Source organism: Tellurirhabdus rosea (assembly GCF_026278345.1).
GTDB classification, from domain to species: Bacteria; Bacteroidota; Bacteroidia; order Cytophagales; family Spirosomataceae; genus Tellurirhabdus; species Tellurirhabdus rosea.
Window position 1 is genome coordinate 1,962,885 of sequence record NZ_CP111085.1, and the last position, 20,184, is coordinate 1,983,068.

The following is a 20,184-nucleotide window of genomic DNA, read 5'->3' on the forward strand; positions in this document are numbered from 1 at the left end:
TGCCTGACCCGTTGCGAAATGCATGCCACACAAGGCAAACGACTGTTTTACAACGCATTAACGCACAACCCTGTCGTCCAACTGTCCGTATGCGGACAACCGGTGTCCGGCTTCAGGCACCGACCATGAGTTTGCGCTGCTTGGCAAGGTCCTCCCGGCGCACAAACGTAATCGGCACAAATTCCTCCGTCGGGGTGCCGATGTAGTACAGCGTCCAGTCCTGGTCGTAGTGCGCCAGCATCTGCCGGATGCACTCCACGCGGTCAATGCTCGGGACGGGGCAATCTTCCCAGTAAAACAGTTCGATGCGGTAATGCAGCTCCTGTTTTTTCCCGTTGATGGTAACTTCAATTTCGATCTCCTGCTTGCCCGGCAGGGTCGGAATCGGAACGGCGATGTGTGCCATAAGGGTTGGGTTTTAGGTTAACGATATGCCAGGATGGAGACACAAAAGCTCGGTAATTTACCGGACGGCCACGACGGATTTCGGCGGCGACTGCCAGAGAACATTGACAATCATCCACTTCCCGTCTTCCCTGACCAGGTGCAGATAATCAATGCCCCAGACGGCGGTCACTTTGGCCATAGCGGTTTTGTCGGCTACTTCAAACACGTCCACAACCCGCGGCGACTGGGCGTTGGCCCGTTTGCCGTCCCGGTTCCAGACTTTTGCCAGCCGCACCAGCGCCGGAAAGGGCATCTCCAGCTGTTTGGAATAAGCGTTCGTCTTTTCGTCGAACGCAAATCCACGCTTCTGCAAAGTCGGATGCACACTCGCGTAGGCAAGCGTGGTGTCGGCTTTGTAAAAAGCATCGATGTAATTAAAACACGCCTGCCGGACGCCCGCGACCTCATCCGTAGAAGCCGTCTGGGCGTAGCCCGTCAACGCCAAAGCACTCAAGAAAGCAGTTGCCACAATCGTTTTCATCATCAATCAGTTAATCGGTTCGTAACGTATTTGCTGGATTCATCAGCGCCGCCCTGACGGCCTGGTAACTCACCGTCAGCAGGGCAATGCCGACCGTCAGCAGACCGGCCAGCGCAAACATCCACCATTCCAGCTGAATCTTGTGGGCAAAATCCTGCAGCCAGCGGTTCATGGCCCACGCTGCCAGCGGCGTGGCCACCACAACGGCCAGAAGCACCAGTTTCAAAAAGTCTCTGGACAGCAGCACCACCAGCCCGGCCACCGAAGCCCCGAGGACTTTGCGCACGCCGATTTCCTTCCGCCGCTGTTCGGCCGAAAACGCGGCCAGCCCGAACAGCCCGAGACAGGCCACCACGATGGCCAGCCCCGTAAACAGCCCGAACAACTGGCCGAACCGACGCTCGGCGCGGTACTGCTCGTCGAATTTCTGATCCAGAAAAAAGTACTCGAACGGACTTTCGGGGTAGAGCCGCTGCCACAAAGCGCCCAGTTCTTCCGTACTGCTTCGAATGCGCCGGGCATCCAGTTTAAAGGAGAAATACGCCATCCGGCTGACCGGAGCGCAGTAGTACAGCGTCGGGCGGGTCGGCATTTTCAGGGATTCGATGTGAAAATCGTCGATGACGCCCACGATGCGCAGATCCGCCTGCTGCCGCTCTTCGCCGCCAAACACCAGCGATTCGTTCACGGCGGCTTCGGCCGACGGAAAACCGAGTGCCTTCAGGGCCGCCCGGTTGATGAGGCAGTAGCGCCGCCAGTCTGCCTCCTGCGTCCGGAAACCCGGCCCGGCCAGCCGACGAACGCCGTAGGTGTCCAGAAAATGTTCGTCCACGTTGACGAAATAAAATGTCTCTTTCTCACCCGTCAGGCGTTTTTTCCAGTAAACGCCGCTGCTGCTGCCGCCGATTGCGTTGATGCCGTCGCCGGGCACGACCGAGGAAGCCGTCATTTTCTGCACCCCGGTCAGCCGCCCCGCTTCGGTCCGGAAAACGTCCGCTTTGGTGCCGTAAAGCGAATCCTGAGTGTAGTCGTGCAGCGGCGCTTTGACCACCAGCATCTGGTTGATGGCCAGACCGAGGTCATGGTGCTGCATGAATTGCAGTTGCCGGTAAATCGTAAAAGTCGCCACCAGCATCACCACCATGCCGACCAGCTGGCCGACGACCAGCGTTTTCCGGAGCGCCAGCCCTTTCTGCGAACGGCCAAACGTGCCGCGCAGCATCCAGGCGGGCTTGTAGCCCGAGAGCACCAGGGCCGGATACAGTCCGGAGCCCAGCACGCTGGTCAGAAACAGGGCGAAAAGCGTTCCGTAAAAGGCGGTGCTTTGATTGAAACCGCTGCTGCTGAGCGGGCGGGCCGTCAGCGTGTCGAACAGCGGAGCCGCCAGCTGGACCAGCAGCAGCGCCAGCCCCAGTGCCAGCAGATTCATCAGTATGGCCTCTCCCAGAAACTGGGCGACCAGCTGCCGGCGACCAGCGCCGATGGTTTTCCGCAGCCCCACCTCTTTGGCGCGGGTCAGGGACCGGACCGTGGTGAGGTTGCTGTAGTTCACCCACGCAATAGCCAGAATCAGCAGCCCGACCAGCAGCAGAAACTGGACGATCCGGGCGCTGCCGTTCGGTTCGTGTTCGTAGGTCAGGTCCGACTTCAGGTGAATATCCGTCAGCGGCTGCATCCGCAGTTGCAGGTTGCTTTTGCTGAGAAAGCGGCGGCTGAGGTCCGACAGTCGGGCGGACACCCGTGCAGGGTCCGCATCCGGGCGAAGCTGGATGTAGTTGTAATCCCAGTAATTCTCCCAGTTATCCTCATGCCCCCGGCTGTAGAGCGTTTGGTAGGACAGCAGCATCTCAAACCGGAAATGCGTGTTCGGCGGCACATCGTCCACCACGGCCGTGACCGTATGCAGCCCCGTAAACCAGCCTCCCACCAGCCGCAGCGTCTGCCCGACGGGGTTTCGGTCGCCAAAATAGCGCCGGGCGGTCGAGGCCGTCAGGACCACCGTATTCGGCTGGCTGAGCGCCTGGCGGGTCTGCCCGTGCCGGACGCGGTGCGGGAACAGCCGCAGAAAACTTTCGTCCACGGCATAGGCCCGCTGCTGGAGCTGGGGCTTCCGGCCGCGGAAGGCCGTCAGGTCGCGGGCGCTGTAGATGCGGGTGTAATCGACCACTTCGGGCAGTTCGGCCTTCAGCGTGGGGCCGATGGCGCTGTGCGAGTTGGCATCGCGGGTTTCCAGCGCCCCGTTGACGTAGTTTTCGGTATACACCCGCCAGATGTAGGGCGCGTGCGGACTTTGCCGGTCGAAACTCCGCTCAAACCAGACGTACTGCGCAATGAGCAGAAAGCACGCCAGTCCAATCGCCAGCCCCCCGATGTTGATCAGGCTGAACAACGGATTGCGCCAGAGCTGCCGGAAGGCGATTTTGAGGTGATTGGAAAGCATACGTTCAAATGAATAATGAATGATGAACCGCGGTGGCGGACCACAAGGACCTACGGCGATGGATCGCACTCAACCCGATTTAGTCTTAGTTGTCTCCTCAGCATAGCACACTACCGTTAAGGATTCATTATTCATTCTTAACTCATAACTCTCCTATTCCGCCCGCAGCGAAGTCACCGGGTTGGTCAGCGCGGCTTTGAGGCTTTGGTAGGAGACGGTGAGGAAGGCGATGGCCACGGCCACCACTCCGGCGAGGGCGAAAACCCACCAGGGCAGGTCGCTTTTGTAGGCAAAATCCTGCAGCCAGCGGCTCATGGCGTACCAGGCCAGCGGCGTGGCGATCACAATCGAGATGCCCACCAGTTTCAGAAAGTCTTTGGACAACAGCCCTACGATGCTCGGCACGCTGGCGCCCATCACTTTGCGGATGCCGATTTCCTTTGTCCGCTGCTCGGCCATGAACGCCGCCAGGCCAAACAGACCCAGGCAGGCGATCAGGATGGACAGGCCGGAGAAAATGAGCACGATCTGGCTGACCCGCTGTTCGGCCCGGTACATGGCATTGAAGCTGTCTTCCAGAAAGAAGTATTCGAAGGGCTGACCGGGTGCCAGTTGTTTCCATTTGGCCTCAATCTGAGCCGCCAGCGCCGTCACGTTTCCGCTGGCGGTCCGGAACGAAACGGCTCCGGCATCCGGCTCCAGCGTCAGGGCCACCGACCCGATCGAGCGCCGCAGGGATTCGTAATGGAAGTTTTTCACCACCCCGATGACCGTAAACGTCTTAAACCGCTTGCCTTCGTTATCCAGCATCCGGGATACCCGTTTGCCGATGGGGTCTTTGAAGCCGAAAACCTTGACGGCCGCTTCGTTCAGAATCATGGCCGAAGAATCGGCCCCGAACTCGCGGGAGAAATTCCGGCCCTGCACCAGCTCCATGCCCATCGTCTTCAGGTAGTCGTAATCAACGCCCCAGTTCTGGGAAGAAACCGCCCGGTTCTGGTTGATTTCGCCTTCCGGAAACAGCGGACTGTCGCTGCGGCTGGAAGGCACGGGCAGAAAGCCGGAAATGGCCCCGCTGCTCACCCCCGGCAGGCGCAGCACCTCGTCCCGGAACGTCTGCACCTGATTGCCCAGCGCGTAGGCCCCGTCCACCACCAGCACCTGCTCGCGGTTGAAACCGAGCCGGGTCGTCTGGATGAAATTGAGCTGCCGGTACACGACCAAAGTGCCCGCAATCAGCACCACCGACATCATGAACTGAAACACCACCAGCCCGCTCCGCAACCCGGTGCTTTTCAGCCCGAGGCTCATCCGGCCTTTCAGGACGTTGACCGGGCGGAAAGACGACAGGAAAAAGGCCGGGTAGCTCCCCGCCAGCAGCCCGACTCCCAGCGGCAGCGCCACCAGAAACGGCAGAAAATCCGGCATCAGCAGCCGGTTTGCGGTCAGTTGTTTGGACGAAATGTCGTTGAAAAACGGCAGGCAGACCACCACCAGAAGCAGCGCCAGGATCATGGCCAGCGCCGCCATCAGCACCGACTCGGCAATGAACTGCGCCACCAGCTGCGCTTTCAGGGAGCCGAGTACCTTCCGGACGCCCACCTCCCGCGCCCGGTTGGCCGAACGGGCCGTCGCCAGGTTCATGAAATTGATGCAGGCAATCAGCAGAATAAACAGGGCAACGGCCGAGAAGGTGTACACGTACTGGATGTCGCTGTTGGGCGTCAGCTCAATTGTCTGCCTGGAGCGGAGGTGAATGTCGGTCAGCGGAAAAAGGGAATAGCTGATGCGGTTGCCCGCCTTCCGCAGCTGGTCGAGTGTTGCCCCGACGGCCAGCAGCGCCTGCGGACCCACGTATTTTTCGATCACCGTGTCGAAGACTTTTGGAAAATCCTCCGGTCGGCTGCCTTCCCGCAGCAGCAGGTACGTATGGTGGTTGTTGCTGAGCCAGTCGCCCCAGTTGTACTCGTCGTTCACCATGCTGACGAAGATGTCCGTCCGGAAATGCGAGTTTTTCGGAATGTTCCGCATCACGCCCGTCACCCGGAAGGGCAGGTTGTCGCGGCTCAGCAGCAGCGTTTTGCCGAGGGCGTCGGTGGTGCCGAAATGCCGCAGGGCCGCCGCTTCGCTAATGACAACGCTGCCCGGCTCTTTCAGGGCCGTTTTGGGGTCACCGCTCAGCAGAGGTAGCGTAAAGACGTCGAAAAGGGTGGAATCCGCAAACATGATGTCCGGCTCCCGGGTCGTTTCGGCCTTCCCGGCGGCCTTCACGAGCCAGGTGCCCCGGTGGTGCAGCCGAACGAAGTTTTCGACCTGCGGATAATCTTTCAGCAGCGTCGGGCCCATCGGGGCGGGCGAAACGGCCATGTGCATGTCGTTGCCGCCGAACTTGATGTCCGAATTGATGCGGTAAATCCGGTCGGCCTTCTCGTGGAAGCGGTCGAAGCTCCGTTCGTCCACCACGTAAAGCGCAATCAGCAGGCAGCAGGCAATGCCCACCGCCAGCCCGAAGACGTTGATAAACGTAAATCCGGTATGTTTCCGGAGATTACGAAGAGCGATTTTGACGTAGTTGGTTAGCATAGTTGGTCCTGAACTTGGATTCCGCAGATTTATAGATTTCCCAGGATGAATCGAGACCGGCGCAGCATCCGGGTCAATCCCTGAATCTGCGTACGCCCGACGGTCCGCCGCGCGGTTCGGATTATTCCGCCCGCAGCGAGGTCACCGGATTCATGAAGGCCGCTTTTACGCTCTGGAAAGACACCGTCAGGAAGGCTACCAGCACGGCCACAACGCCGGCGAGGGCAAAAACCCACCATTGGATGGCAACGCGGTATTCGAAATCCTGGAGCCAGCGGTTCATGGCGTACCAGGCCAGCGGCGAAGCAATCACGATGGCCACGCCGACCAGCTTCAGGAAGTCTTTCGCCAGCAGCAGCACGAGGCTGGGTACGGAGGCGCCGAGCACTTTCCGGACCCCAATCTCTTTGGTCCGCCGCGCCACGGCCAGCGTCGCCAGTCCAAACAGGCCCAGGCAGGCAATCAGGATGGACAGGCCCGAAGCAATCGTGACAATACGGCCCAGGCGCTGTTCGGCCCGGTACTGCCGCTGCAGGTCTTCGTCCAGAAAGGTGTAGCTGAACGGCTCGTTGGGGGCTACCCGCTTCCAGAGGCGGCCGAGCAGGGCGGTCCGGTCGGCCAGCGACCCGGCGGCTACCCTGATGGACAAGTCCGGGCTGGGCGACGACATGAACATCAGGTTTTCGATGTGCTCGTACACCGAATCGGGGCGAACCATCAGCAGCAGCGGCTCGACTTTGCTGTGCAGGGAGGCGTAATGAAAATCCTCCGTCACGCCGATAATGCGGTGGTTATGCCAGCGCTGCGACACGCGCTGGTTGAGCGGGTCTTTCAGCCCGAAGGTTTTCAGGAAGGCTTCGTTGACGATGATGCCGCCGAAGTGGTCCGCCGTGTTTTTCGGGTCAAAATTGCGTCCGGCCTTCAGCTTGATGCCGTAGGCGGGCAGAAAATACGGGTCCACAATGTTGAAGCGGGCGTTGCGGTACACCTTGTTGTCGTCCGTAAACCCGACTTCGCCCCATTCGCCCGAAGCAAACGGGAAGGCCGAGGCCGCCACGCTCAGAATCTCTTTGTGCCCGGCCGCTTCGTTGCGGAACCGCTCGACCAGCTGCCGCCCCTCTTCGCCCGATTGTCCCACCGGCACCACAATCGTCTGTTCTTTCTGATAACCCAGCGACTTGCTCTGGAGGTAGTTCAGTTGCTGGTTCAGAACGATGGTGCTACCGATGAGCATCACCGACAGGCAGAACTGCACCACCACCAGCCCCCGCCGGAACAGGCTTCCGTCCCCTTTGACCGAAATCCGGCCTTTCAGCACCTCCACCGGCCGGAAGCCCGACAGTACCAGCGCCGGGTAGCTGCCCGCCACCAGCCCGATGACCAGCACCAGACCCGCCAGCAGGCCGATGGTCGTTCCGTCCAGCTGAAACGTCAGTTGCTGATTGGCCAGCGTCCCGAACCAGGGCAGCAGCACGACCGCCAGTCCCAGACCAAGCAGCACGGCGGCGGCCGTCATCAGCAGGGCTTCGCTCCAGAACTGGTTCATCAGTTGCGAACGCAGCGCGCCCATCGCCTTGCGGACGCCCACCTCCTGCGCCCGGCTCACCGACCGACCCAGCGAAAGCGTCATGAAATTGATGCAGGCGATCAGCAGCAGAAACACCGACAAGGCCGACAGAATGTAGACATACATCGGGTTGCTGACCGGCTCGAAGCCGCCCGCCAGTTCGGGATTCAGGTGAATGTCCGTCAGCGGTTGCAGATGAACAGCGTAATTGTCGCCCTTGTATTTATCGCCCAGGGCCGTTTTGAGCATGGCCGGGAATTTAGCCGCCAGCGGGTCCGGGGCACTTCCTTCGCGCAGCAGGACGTAGGTTTCGGGCTCCACCATAAACCAGCTTTTCAGCGTCCGGTCCGAACGCAGGTCTTTGATGTGCTCCATCGAAACGGCCATGCCGAACCGCACGCTCGAAGCGGTCGGGAGGTTGCGGGCCACGGCGGTCACCGTAAAATCCTGCATGACGCTGTCCAGTTGCATCGTCAGCGTCTTTCCCACCGGATTTTGTGCGCCGAAATACTTTCGGGCCACCTCTTCGGTCAGGACAACCGAGTACAGTTCCCGCAGCGGATTGTCCGCCACGCTGTTCAGCAGCGGGAAGTCGAACATGCGGAACAGGTCCGGCTCGACCATGTGCACATTTTCGTTGAACACCTCCGCCCCTTTGCGTACTTTAAGTTCCGACACCCGCACGCGGGCCATGGCCTCCACTTCCGGAAAGGTTTCTTTCAGCGTCGGGCCGAGCACGAACGGCGTGGTCACGTTCCGAAACCGGTCGCCTTTGTATTCTTCCTCCGTCCAGGCCCGGTACAGCCGGTCCGCTTTGGTGTTGAACCGGTCGAAGCTCAGCTCGTGCCGCACGAACAGACCCAGCAGCAGACAGCAGGCCACGGCGATGGTCAGCCCCCCGAGGTTAATGATTGAATATATCTTGTGGCGGGCAAAATTGCGCAGGGCCACGGTGAGGTAGTTGCGGAACATACGAATGTTGAATTTTGAATGCTGAATGTTGAATGATTGGCTCCGCCGTGCTAAGAATAGCGGAGCCAATCATTCAACATTCAATCATTCAATCATTGATTTACTCCCAGCCCGAGGCTGCGTTCGGTTTCTTCGATGAGGCGTTTCTTTTCCCGGTCGGTTTTGCCTTCGGTGTTGATGGTGCGTTCGAAGACGTGTTCTTCGCCGTCGAGCCGGTATTCAAAATGCATCCAGAGGCGGCCGTTTTCGCGGTCTTCGCGGATCAGTTTCTGGTAAGGCACCCGTCCGGCCACCTGCTCCATGCCTTCTCTGGACGAAGCGTAGCCCGGCTGGGCCGTTCGCGCCTCGGTCCGGGCGGCCACGCGGGCTTCCTGCTCACAGTCCGACGAGGCAGCTACCGCGGAGGCAGTCCGGCTTTTCGGTCTGGCGGCGGCAACCCGTTTCGGAGCGGGCGTTTCGGCCACGCCCAGCGAGTCCATGAGGCGGCTCACCAGTTGGTCCTTCTCTTCCTGGCTCAGGCCGGTGGCGTCGAAATCCCGTTTGAAGTGCACCTTGCGGCCTTCCTTTTCGGCATCGACGCGGATGCGCAGGCGTTTGCCGTTGTCTTCAATTTCCTTGCTCACGTAGGCCCGCTGGGCAACGGCCCCGAAGCTCAATACCGCCAGCAACAGCGTGAATAGTGTTTTCATGTTGGTTTGTAGATTAAGGTAAATGACGCATTATTCTGTTCGTAAGGATTTGACCGGGTTCATCAGCGCCGCTTTCAGACTTTGCGAGCTGACCGTCAGCAGGGCAATACCGACCGCCAGAAGACCGGCTCCGGCAAACATCCACCATTCGATGGCAATCTTGTAGGCGAAACTTTGCAGCCAGCGGTTCATGGCCCACCAGGCCACCGGCGAGGCGATGACGAGAGCGATGACCACCAGCTTCAGAAAATCCTTCGACAGCAGCACGACGATGTCGCCCACCGAGGCACCGAGCACCTTCCGGACGCCGATTTCCTTCGTCCGCTGCTGGGCGGCAAAGGCGGCCAGGCCGAACAGACCCAGACACGAAATGAGAATGGAAATGATCGTGAAATAGGTCACGATGCGCGAGGTACGGGCTTCGGCCTGAAAATTCTTCCGGAAATCCTCGTTCAGGAAGGTGTATTCAAACGGCTCGTCCGGGCTGAGCGCCTTCCACTTGCCTTCGAGGAAGTTCAGCACGCCGGTCATGTTGGCGGCGTTGACGTGGACGACCATGTAGTTGAAATCCGGGCGACTGTTGAGCATAAAGGCATACGGCTCGATGGTTTTGTGCAGGTCCTCGTAATGAAAATCCCGCACTACGCCCACGATTTCGAACTGGTGGGCCGTGCCCTGCCATTCGAACGTCAGCTTTTGCCCGAGCGCCTTGCTGGCCGGAATCTGGAACTTCCGCAGGGTCGCCTCGTTGACCACCATCCGGTTATTGGTATCGCCCGGGAACTGCCGCGAGAAGCCGCGTCCCTGCTTCAGCTGAAAGCCCATCGTTTGCAGGTATTCAAAATCCACCCAGTTGGTTTTCACGCTCTGGCCCTGCTCAACGGTCTGTTCCGGCAGGTGCAGCATGAAGTCGCTGGCGTTGGCGATGCCGGGGTAATACTGCGTTCCGGCCGCCGACACCACCTGGCTGTTGCGCAGGATTTCGTTCCGGAAGGCGGTGTACGTGCCGCGTGCCTCCGAACTGCGGAACGGAACAATCACCTGCTGGTCCTGCGTGAAGCCCAGCGATTTGTTCCGCATGTAGTCCATCTGTTCTTCAATGACAAACGTCGCCAGCACCAGTCCGACCGACACCACAAACTGAAACACGACCAGTCCGCGCCGCAGGGCGATGGCCGAGAGCGAATTGCTGATCTTGCCTTTCAGCACCCGCGCCGGGTTGAACCAGGAAAGGTAAAAAGCCGGGTAGCTGCCCGCCACCAGCCCCGTCAGCGCCGCCAGCGCCAGAAACGCCAGGACAATCTGCGGCTCCAGCAGCGCCAGTCCGGAGAGCGACCGGCTGGTCAGCTGGTTGAAAATGGGCAGGAAAATAAGGACCAGCCCCACGGCAATCGCCAGAGCGAGGAACGTCAGCAGCATGGATTCGCCCAGAAACTGCCACACCAGCGAATTCTGCTCGGCCCCCATTACCTTCCGAACGCCCACTTCCGCCGCCCGTTTTGCCGACTGCGCCGTGGACAGGTTCATGAAGTTGACGCAGGCAATCAGCAGCGTGAACAGCGCAATGGAGCCCAGAATGTAGAGGTAGGTCGTGCTGTTGGTCGGCGTGATGACCGTCTGAAAACGGTTGTAAAGGTGAATGTCCGGTACGCCGACCAGAAACAGTTTCTTGTCCACCCCAAACGTCTTGAGGTCGTTGCGGGCGTATTTTTCCACGAACGCCGGCAGTTTCTTTTCCAGCTGGCGGGGGTCCGTACCGGGCCGGAGCTTCAGGTACGTGTGGAACATGTTGTTGTTGGCAAAATCAAGCGGACCGCTGCGCAGGAACCGGCCCACCCAGCCCGACGAAATGGGCACGAAAAAGCGGGCGTCGATGTGCGAACGGGCGCTTTCGTCCCGGAAAACGCCGGTCACTTTAAACTCTTCCCCCGAGCCCGTTGTGCCGCCGATGCGGATGATCTGGTCGAGGGCGGGTTTGCTGCCGAACAGCTTCCGGGCCACCTGTTCGGACAGCACCACCGAGTTCGGATCGGTCAGCGCCGACCGCGGACTGCCTTCCGTAAACTGGTAGGTAAACAGGTCAAAAAACGTCGAATCGACCAGGTAGCCTTTATTTTCGTAGAACGACTGCACCCGTTTGCCCGGCTCCCGGACCTGCAGCAGGGCTTTCTCGTCGATGAGATTCACCCACAGCCGCCCGGCCTGCTCGATTTCCGGAAACTCCGATTTGAGGGCGAAGGCGTAGGGGGCCGAAATATGGCTGCTCTCCTCCTCGCCGCTGTTGCTGCTGCGCCCGCCATTGCTGACCTTCTGGCCCAGAATGAACAGTTCGGAAGCGGCCTCCTGGTGTTTGTCGAACGACAGTTCGCTCCGGATGTACAGCCACAGCAGCATGCAGCAGGTCATCCCCACCGACAGCCCAAGGATGTTGATGGCCGAAAAGGTCTTGTTGCGGAGCAAATTCCGCCAGGCGATTTTGAGGTAGTTCGTTAGCATCGTTGTTTGTGTCTTGAACCGCGCGGCGGACCGTCTGGATTACGCAGATTTAGGGATTGACTATGATGGATTGAGACTCGCGAAGCATCATAGTCAATCCCTAAATCTGCGTAATCCAGACGGTCCGCCGCGCGGTTCGGATTATTCCGTCCGCAGCGATTTCACGGGATTCATCAAGGCCGCTTTTATGCTTTGAAAGCTCACGGTCAGCAGGGCGATGGCGACAGCCAGTAATCCGGCGACGACGAAGACCCACCATTCGATGTTGATTTTGTAGGCAAAATCCTGCAGCCACCAGTTCATGGCGTACCAGGCCACCGGCGAGGCGATGACGATGGCGACCAGCACCAGTTTCAGGAAGTCGCGCGAGAGCAGGGCGACCACGCCGGTGACCGACGCGCCCAGCACTTTGCGCACGCCGATCTCTTTCCGCCGCTGTTCGGCGGTGAAGGTTGCCAGTCCGAACAGGCCCAGACAGGCGACCAGAATCGTCAGTCCGGCGAAAACGCCCAGAATCGTTCCGGTCTGCTGCTCGGCCACGTAGGTAGCCTGGAAGCTTTCGTCCAGAAAGGCGTATTCCAGCGGCGCGTCGATTCCGAAAGCGGCCCATTGCTTCTGCAGATCAGCCAGTAAACCCGCCATCTCCGGGGTTTTGACCTTCACAATGACGGAGCCGGAATTGCCGCCCAGCGTCATCACCAGCGGCGCAATGCGCTCGTGCAGCGATTTGAAATGAAAATCCTCGACGATGCCGATCACGCGGTAGGTTGCCGTGCGGCCTTCGTTATCCGACCGGCTCAGCGTGTGGCCGAGCGCCCTGGAACCCCAGCCGAACGCCCGGGCCGCCGATTCGTTGATGATGACCGCGCTCGAATCGGTGGGAAACGCGGCCGAAAAATTCCGCCCGAGCTTCATCCGCATGCCCAGCGTGGGAATGTAGTACGGGTCCACTTCGTAACGCAGCGTCTTGACCAGCTGCGAGGCGTTGTTGTCGGCATACGCCATGAAATTATTGCCGTTGGACGGTCCGGCGGGCAGATAACCCGACACGGTGGCGTTCGTCACGCGGGAATCTTCCAGCAGCCGCTCGCGGAACCCGGTTTCCCGCTGGCCCAGCCGCCACGTTTCGCGCACCACCAGCACCTGCTCCTTGTCGTAGCCCAGTTTTTTGTTCTGGATGTATTGCAGCTGCCGGTACACCACGACCGTGCCGACAATGAGCGTGAACGAGATGAAAAACTGGAACACCACCAGTCCGCTGCGCAGGCTGAAGCCTTTTCGCCCCGCCCGGCCCGCCAGCGGCCCCGGTCCTTTGAGCACCGATACGGGTTTGAAGGACGACAGGAAAAAGGCCGGATAACTGCCCGCCAGCACGCTCACCAGCACCGTAAACAGAAGCAGGCCCGGCAGCAGCCAGGGGTTCTGCATCACATTCACTGTCAGTTCTTTTCCGGCCAGCTGGTTGAAATACGGCAGCATCAGCCAGACCAGCCCCAGAGACAGCACCAGCGCCAGCCCGCTCAGGAGCAGGGATTCGAGCAGAAACTGGGTAACCAGACTTTGTTTGAGCGAGCCCATCACTTTCCGGATGCCCACTTCCCGGCCGCGTTTGGACGCGCCCGCCGTGGACAGGTTCATGAAATTGATGCAGGCAATCAGCAGCATAAAGACCGCGATGGCACCGAACAGGTAGAGGTAACGGATGTCGCCGCCCGGTTCAAAATCATACAGGACATCGGAGTGCAGGTGAATGGCCGTCAGCGGTTGCAGGAAGAGGCCGAGGTCATTGCCTTTCTGGCGAAACTCGGCGAGGCTCATGCCCATCGCCTGCTTCAGCTGCGGACTGATGTATTTCCCGGCCACCTGCGGCAGTTTGACCTCCAGCTGTCGGTAATCGTAGCCTTCGGGCAGTAGCAGATAGGTGTAGTACCCGGACGTCATCCACGAGCCGGACTGCGCATCCCGTTCACCGGCCATCGACAGCAGGAGGTCGAAATGAAAGTGCGACTGGGCGGGCAGGTTCTCCATGACGCCCGTCACCGTAAACGGCGCCTTCCAGTCGCGGAGGGTCAGCACTTTGCCCAGCGGGTCTTCTTTTCCAAAATATTTTTCTGCCGTTTTCCGCGAAATCACCACCGTGTTGGGCTGACTCAGGGCGGTCCGGGCATTGCCCGCCAGCAGGGGCAGCGTAAACACGTCGAACACGTTGGAATCCGCAAAAGCGACGCCCGTCTCCTTGAACGATTTGTCCTTATACGTCACGATAGGCAGGCCCGCCTCCCGAAGCCGCGTGGCTCCCAGCACTTCCGGATAATCGGCTTTGAGCGTCTGCGCGACGGGCGGCATGACGCTCGCCTCCCGGATTTTGCCTCCGTTCATGGACGCTTTGAAAACCACCCGCACGATGCGGTCGGCCTTCTGGTGAAAGCGGTCGTAGCTCAGCTCCTGCTGCACAAACAGCAGAATGAGCAGGCAGGTCGCCATGCCCAGGGACAGTCCGGCGATGTTGATCGCCGAGAATGCCTTGTTGCGAACCAGATTCCGCCAGGCGATTTTGAGGTAGTTCGTTAGCATCGTTGTTTGTGTCTTGAACCGCGCGGCGGACCGTCTGGATTACGCAGATTCAGGGATTTACCCGGATGCTCTGCTGATCTCTTTTCATCATAGTCAATCCATAAATCCGTGTAATCCCGACGGTCCGCCGCGCGGTTCTGATTATTCCGTCCGCAGCGATTTCACGGGATTCATCAAGGCCGCTTTCACGCTCTGGAAGCTCACCGTCAGGAAAGCCACGGCCAGCACGCCTGCCAGCCCGAAGGTCCACCAGGGCATGTCCACGCGGTAGGCGAAATCCTGGAGCCACGTTTTCATTGCCCACCACGCCAGCGGCGAGGCAATGAGCAGCCCGACCAGCACCAGCAGCAGGAAGTCCTTTGCCAATAGTCCCACCAGACTCGCCACCGAGGCACCCATGACCTTTCGGATGCCGATTTCCCGGGTACGGCGGGCGGTCGTGTAGGCCGACAGACCAAAGAGACCAAGACAGGCCAAAAGAATCGACAGACTGGCAAAAACCGTGAAAATCCGGCCCGTACGGGCTTCGGCGTGGTAGAGCCGGTTGAATTGTTCGTCCAGAAACTGGTATTCGAAAGGCAGGTTGGGCGCGAGTGTCCGCCACGTGGCTTCAATGGATTGGAGCGTAGCCGCGACATCGCCGCCTGCCAGCCGAACCAGAACCGTCCGGTTGAAATCGACCTCCGGAAGCAGCACGAGCGGTTTGATGGTCTGCCGCAGGGAAGCAAAATGAAAGTCTTCGACCACCGCCACCACTTCGCCGGGGCGCTGCTTGCCCATGTCCATCTTCTGCCCGATGGCCTCCTGCGGACTCCGCCAGCCCATTTCTTTCACCGCCGATTCGTTCAGGATGAAATGCAGGTACCGGAGCGTATCCTTCGTGGCGAGTTGCAGGTCGTTTTCGTTCAGGTCGCGGCCGGCGATGATTTTCAGGCCGGTCGTTTTGACAAAATCCTCATCAATGGGCAGTCCGGCGACCATTTTATACTGTTCGTCGGGCTGGTCGGCGCGGTGCATCGAGAAACCACCCTGCACAAAAGCGGGCGTTTCGTTGGCCAGCGATACGGCCTGAATCCCGGCGTCGCGGCGCAGTTCGTTTTTCACCGCCTTCATCTTCCGGGCGAGCGCGCCGTCGGCTTCCAGCACCAGAATCTGGTCTTTGTCGTAGCCCAGTTTCTTGCTCTGGATGTACGACAATTGCGTCTGCACCACCAGCGTGCTGATGAGCAGAAAGGCCGTAATGGAAAACTGGACCACAATCAGCGTCCGGCGGAAATAACCCGCTCCGCTTGTCCCCACATGGCCTTTCAGCACCCGGACGGGCTGGAAGCGCGTCAGGACCAGCGCCGGATAGCTGCCCGCCGTCAGGGCGACAAAGAGGCCGAGTCCCAGCAGCACCAGCATATTCTGCGGTTTCAACCAGGCGGCAAAGCTGAAAGTGCGGTCCGACAATTCGTTGAAAAGCGGCAGAAGAACGTAGCCCAGCCCGAGGCCGATGAGGAGCGCGGTGGCCGTCACCAGCAGCGATTCGCCGATAAACTGGCCGAACAACTGAACCGGCAACGCGCCCATCACCTTCCGGACACCCACCTCCTGCGCCCGCTCGACCGCCCGGGCCGTCGCCAGATTGACGTAATTGACGCAGGCAATCAGCAGAATCAGGACAGCAATCGAACCGAAGATGTAGATGTACGTCAGGTCGCCGTTGGGTTCAAAAATGCCTTCTACATCCGAATGCAGGTGCACGCGCCGCAGCGGTTCGAGGTTGAACGTCAGGTAATTCTTCCCCGTCATTTCCGTCTCGGCGGACTGGTTGCGCATGTGGGCCGGAATCTTCGCCTGTAACCCCGGCAGCGAAGCGGCATTTTTCAACAGAAAATAAGTGGCATAATTGGCCGACCACCACTGAATCGTACGGGCCGGACCGAAGGAGGAAAACGAGGCCAGCAGATCGTACTTGATCTGCGAGTTCGACGGGGCATCTTCCACGACGCCCGTCACGGTATAATTCTCAACGCCGCCTCCGGTATTGACGTTCAGCACCTTGCCAACCGGCGATTCCGCCCCGAAGTATTTTCTGGCCGTAGATTCCGACAGCACGATCTGATTGACGCCCGTCAGCGCCTGCGCCGGATTGCCTTTCAGCAGCCGGAACGAGAAAATCGAGAAGAAGGTCGAATCGGCATACACGAAGCGGTTTTCGGTAAACTGCCGGTCGCCGTAACGGACCACATGGCTGCCGCGAAACAGCCGCACGCCGGTTTCGATTTCCGGGAAATTCCGCACAAAATCCGGCAGCAGTTTAGTCCCCGTTTGAGCTACTTTGCCCACCTGTCCGTCCATGCTGTATTCCATTGTCGCTCGGACGATGCGGTCGCCTTTCGCGTGGAAATTGTCGTAGCTGAGTTCGTGCGACAGGTACAGAAACAGCAGCAGGCAGGACGCAATCCCCACGGCCAGCCCCACAATGTTGATCGAGGAGTAAGCTTTCTGCCGCCAGAGGCTGCGGAAGGCGATTTTGAGGTAGTTCGTTAGCATCGTTATAAGAAATAAGGAGGAAGGGGAGAAAAGGGAGGAGGAGGTTGGGAGCATCTTCCCTTTCCTTCTCTCCTCCCCTTCTTCCCTTTACTCCGTTCTTAAACTTTTAACCGGGTTCATCAGAGCCGCTTTCACGCTCTGGAAGCTCACCGTCAGGAAAGCCACCGTGACTGCCAGCGCTCCTGCCAGTCCGAAAGCCCACCAGGGAACGTCGATTTTGTAGGCAAATTCGGCCAGCCAGCGGTCCATCAGGTAGTACGCCAGCGGCGAGGCCAGCACCAGGGCTACCAGAACCAGCTTCAGAAAATCCTTGCAAAGCAGGGCCACGATGCTGGCCACCGACGCGCCCAGCACTTTGCGCACGCCGATTTCCTTCGTCCGCTGCTCGATGGTGAAGGTCGCCAGACCCCACAATCCCAGACAGCAGATGACCAGCGCCAGCCCGGCAAATACGCGCAGCAGCGTAAACTGCCGGATTTCTTCGTCGTAGAGCTTTTGCAGGGCCTTGTCCAGAAACTCGGCTTCGTACAGGGTGTTCGGGTTGTGCCGCTTCCAGACCTCCTCGATGGCCGCCAGCGTCGCCGGGTAATTGCCGGTCCGGAGCTTCAGCCCAACAGACTGGTACAGGCCCGAATAGTTCATCATGACCATCGGCATCAGTTCCTCATGCAGGGAACTGGTGTGAAAGTCGCGAACGACCCCGACGATTTCCGCCCGGATGTCGTTCAGCCCAATTTCAATCGTGCGGCCCAGCGCCTGTTCGGGGCGGGTGCAGCCCAGCGCGCGGGTCGTTTTTTCGCTGACCACGTAGACGTACCGCCGCTGTTCCCGCGGCAGACGGCCCGAAATAGCGAGGGTATCGGCATCGGTGAAGAAGCGCCCGGCCACCAGTTTAAGCCCGTACGTGCTGAGGTAATGAGCGTCGGCCAGTTTCACGTTTACGGTCACCCGCCGGTCGCGGTTCGCCGGGTCCGCGATCATGCCCGTCGTAAAATTGTTTGCGGCCGTCGGAGCGCCGAGCGCAAAGGAAACGTCCTCCACGCCCGCAATCCGGCCCAGCGCCTGCCGCAGCACGTCCGCTTTCTGTCCGGCCGACGGCGTGTTGATGGTCAGAATGGCGTCGCGGCGGAAACCGAGGTCTTTTTCCCGGAACAGCTTCATCTGCTGATAAATGACCATCACGCCCACGGCCAGCACCAGCGATACGCCAAACTGAAAGACGACCAGCGATTGCCGGAGCATGCCCTGTCCCTGCGGACCGCGGGCCGCTTTCAGCGCCATGATGGGCCGGAGCCGCGCCATGAACAGGGCCGGATACAGTCCCGCCGCCAGCGTGGTCAGCACGCTCAGCAGGGTCAGAAAAGCCAGGGCTTCGTCCCAGCGGAAAGGGATTTCTTTTTGCAAAAAGCTGTTTACTGCCGGCAGGAGACTATACGTAAGCGCCAGCGCCAGCACGGACGAAAAGGCCGTCAGCCAAAGCGCCTCGCTCAGAAACTGGGCGACCAGCTGGCTGCCCGTGGCCCCGATGCACTTGCGGACGCCCACCTCCCGGGCGCGCGTGGTGGCCCGGGCCGTAGACAGGTTGACGAAATTGACGCAGGCGATCAGCAGCACGAAGCCGCCCACCGCCAGAAAAACCCAGAGGTAGGTCGGGGCCAGCGAAGGCACAAAACCCCCACCGTTGAAGGTCGGGTTGAAGTGAATATCGTTCAGGGGTTGCAGCAGAAACTCGCGCGTCGCCGACCTGTCCCGGTTGTCGTAGTACTTGTCGTCTATCCTGCCGAGCCGGGCCGTGTATGCTTCCGGGGACGCGCCTTTCGGCAGCAGCACATAGACGCTGCCCGCCGAGCGCATTCCCCACTGGTCGAGCGGGAAGCCGAAATACTTCTTCAGGGTTTTGTACGACACGATCACCGGGGCGCTCAGGTGCGACTGAGCGGGCATGTCGGGCATGATGCCGCCGACTTGCACCACCGTTTCGCTGCCGATGCGCAGCGTTTTGCCCAGGGGCGACTGGCTGCCGAAGTATTTCCGGGCCGCCGATTCGGAAAGAATGGCCTGGTTGGGCCGACTCAGAATAGCCCGGGCGTCGCCTTCTTTCATGCCGAAACTGAACAGGTCGAACAGCTGCGGCTCGGCGAACAGAACCCGCTTTTCCGGGAAGATTTTCTCCGGAGAAACGACCACCGACGAATTTTCCTCCGCGTGGATCGAGGCCACGGTCGGCCATTCCGGAAAGTCGTTGCGCAGGGCCGCCCCTAGCGGGTAGGGCGTGACGGCCGATTTTTCGACTTCGCTGCCCGTCGTCTGGATGAGGTTCACGCGGTAAATCCGCTCCCCCTGCGCGTGGAAGCGGTCGAAGCCCCATTCGTACCGAACCACCATCAGGATGAGCAGACAGGTCGTCAGCCCAACCGTCAGTCCGAGCAGGTGGATCGCCGTCGTAGCGGGGGCCTTCCACAGGTTACGGAAAGCAATTTTCAGGTAGTTCGTCAGCATTTGTTGTTTGGGTAAAGGAGGAGGTGCCTAGCTGCCCAGTATGCGTTTTGCCACCACAAGGACGGGTGCCTCCCGCTGGCAAAGCAGCGGTTTCTTGGCCAGACGGCTGACCTTGCGGTGCGCCGAAAACAGGTTGTGCGGGTGCCCGATGGCCGAAGCCGAAAGGCTGACGCACAACAGGAGGAGAATGAGCAGCGGCTTCATGCGTTATACGTGGAAGTTTTCGGTCACCACTTTTCCGTCGAACAGGTTCACAATCCGGTGGGCAAAACCGGCGTCGTAGGGCGAGTGCGTCACCATGATGATCGTGGTGCCTTCTTCGTTGAGCTGCGTCAGGAGCTTCATCACCTCTTCGCCGTTGGCCGAATCGAGGTTCCCCGTCGGTTCGTCAGCCAGGATCAGTTTGGGCTTGGCGACCACGGCGCGGGCGATGGCCGTCCGCTGCTGCTGACCGCCGGAGAGCTGCTGCGGGAAGTGGTTGCGCCGGTGCATGATGTTCATCCGTTCGAGGGTCTGCTCCACGCGCTGCTTGCGCTCGTCGGCGGGGACTTTCAGGTACAGCAGCGGCAGTTCGACGTTTTCAAATACCGTCAGTTCGTCGATCAGGTTGAAGCTCTGGAACACAAACCCGATGGAGCCTTTGCGGAGCTGCGCCCGCTGCCGTTCGGTCATGCCGGCCACTTCGGTACCGTAAAAATGGTACTGCCCTTCCGAGGGGTTGTCGAGCAGGCCGATGATGTTGAGCAGCGTCGATTTACCGCAGCCGGACGGGCCCATGATGGCGACAAACTCGCCGTCCCGGACTTCCATGTTGATGCCATTCAGGGCGGTGGTTTCGACTTCCTCGGTCGAGAAGATCTTCTGTAGATTGACGGTACGTATCATGGACCAGTGATTT

At 59.8% G+C, this 20,184-nt stretch carries 12 protein-coding genes; all 12 read right to left on the reverse strand.

Annotation, left to right across the window (positions count from 1 at the left end):
- Window positions 1-112: 112 nt before the first annotated feature.
- Window positions 113-406: a hypothetical protein gene (locus ORG26_RS08185; RefSeq protein WP_266368339.1), complete on the reverse strand. Its 294-nt coding sequence runs from the start codon at window positions 404-406 to the stop codon at window positions 113-115.
- A 57-nt stretch (window positions 407-463) separates the two neighbouring features.
- Complete coding sequence (locus ORG26_RS08190; protein WP_266368342.1) at window positions 464-931, reverse strand: nuclear transport factor 2 family protein; 468 nt, start codon at window positions 929-931, stop codon at window positions 464-466.
- A gap of 7 nt (window positions 932-938) precedes the next feature.
- Window positions 939-3,368 carry an ABC transporter permease gene (locus tag ORG26_RS08195; protein WP_266368343.1) on the reverse strand — a complete coding sequence of 810 codons (2,430 nt, stop codon included), beginning with the start codon at window positions 3,366-3,368 and terminating at the stop codon, window positions 939-941.
- A 153-nt stretch (window positions 3,369-3,521) separates the two neighbouring features.
- Complete coding sequence (locus tag ORG26_RS08200) at window positions 3,522-5,951, reverse strand: ABC transporter permease (RefSeq protein WP_266368344.1); 2,430 nt, start codon at window positions 5,949-5,951, stop codon at window positions 3,522-3,524.
- 121 nt (window positions 5,952-6,072) lie between these two features.
- On the reverse strand, window positions 6,073-8,490 hold the full coding sequence (locus tag ORG26_RS08205; RefSeq protein WP_266368345.1) for an ABC transporter permease: 2,418 nt from the start codon (window positions 8,488-8,490) through the stop codon (window positions 6,073-6,075).
- A 92-nt stretch (window positions 8,491-8,582) separates the two neighbouring features.
- Window positions 8,583-9,179, reverse strand: coding sequence for a hypothetical protein (locus ORG26_RS08210; protein ID WP_266368347.1), 597 nt, complete (start codon window positions 9,177-9,179; stop codon window positions 8,583-8,585).
- A 30-nt stretch (window positions 9,180-9,209) separates the two neighbouring features.
- Window positions 9,210-11,675 carry an ABC transporter permease gene (locus ORG26_RS08215; protein WP_266368349.1) on the reverse strand — a complete coding sequence of 822 codons (2,466 nt, stop codon included), beginning with the start codon at window positions 11,673-11,675 and terminating at the stop codon, window positions 9,210-9,212.
- 141 nt (window positions 11,676-11,816) lie between these two features.
- A complete protein-coding gene (locus ORG26_RS08220) occupies window positions 11,817-14,249 on the reverse strand; it encodes an ABC transporter permease (RefSeq protein WP_266368351.1) in 2,433 nt (810 codons plus the stop codon).
- Between the two features lie 141 nt (window positions 14,250-14,390).
- Window positions 14,391-16,787 (reverse strand): ABC transporter permease, encoded by a 2,397-nt coding sequence (locus tag ORG26_RS08225; protein ID WP_266368352.1) that lies wholly within the window; start codon window positions 16,785-16,787, stop codon window positions 14,391-14,393.
- Window positions 16,788-16,874: 87 nt separating this feature from the next.
- Complete coding sequence (locus ORG26_RS08230; protein ID WP_266368354.1) at window positions 16,875-19,286, reverse strand: ABC transporter permease; 2,412 nt, start codon at window positions 19,284-19,286, stop codon at window positions 16,875-16,877.
- Between the two features lie 27 nt (window positions 19,287-19,313).
- Complete coding sequence (locus ORG26_RS08235) at window positions 19,314-19,490, reverse strand: hypothetical protein (RefSeq protein ID WP_266368356.1); 177 nt, start codon at window positions 19,488-19,490, stop codon at window positions 19,314-19,316.
- Window positions 19,491-19,493: 3 nt separating this feature from the next.
- On the reverse strand, window positions 19,494-20,171 hold the full coding sequence (locus tag ORG26_RS08240) for an ABC transporter ATP-binding protein (RefSeq protein WP_266368358.1): 678 nt from the start codon (window positions 20,169-20,171) through the stop codon (window positions 19,494-19,496).
- Window positions 20,172-20,184: the final 13 nt, after the last annotated feature.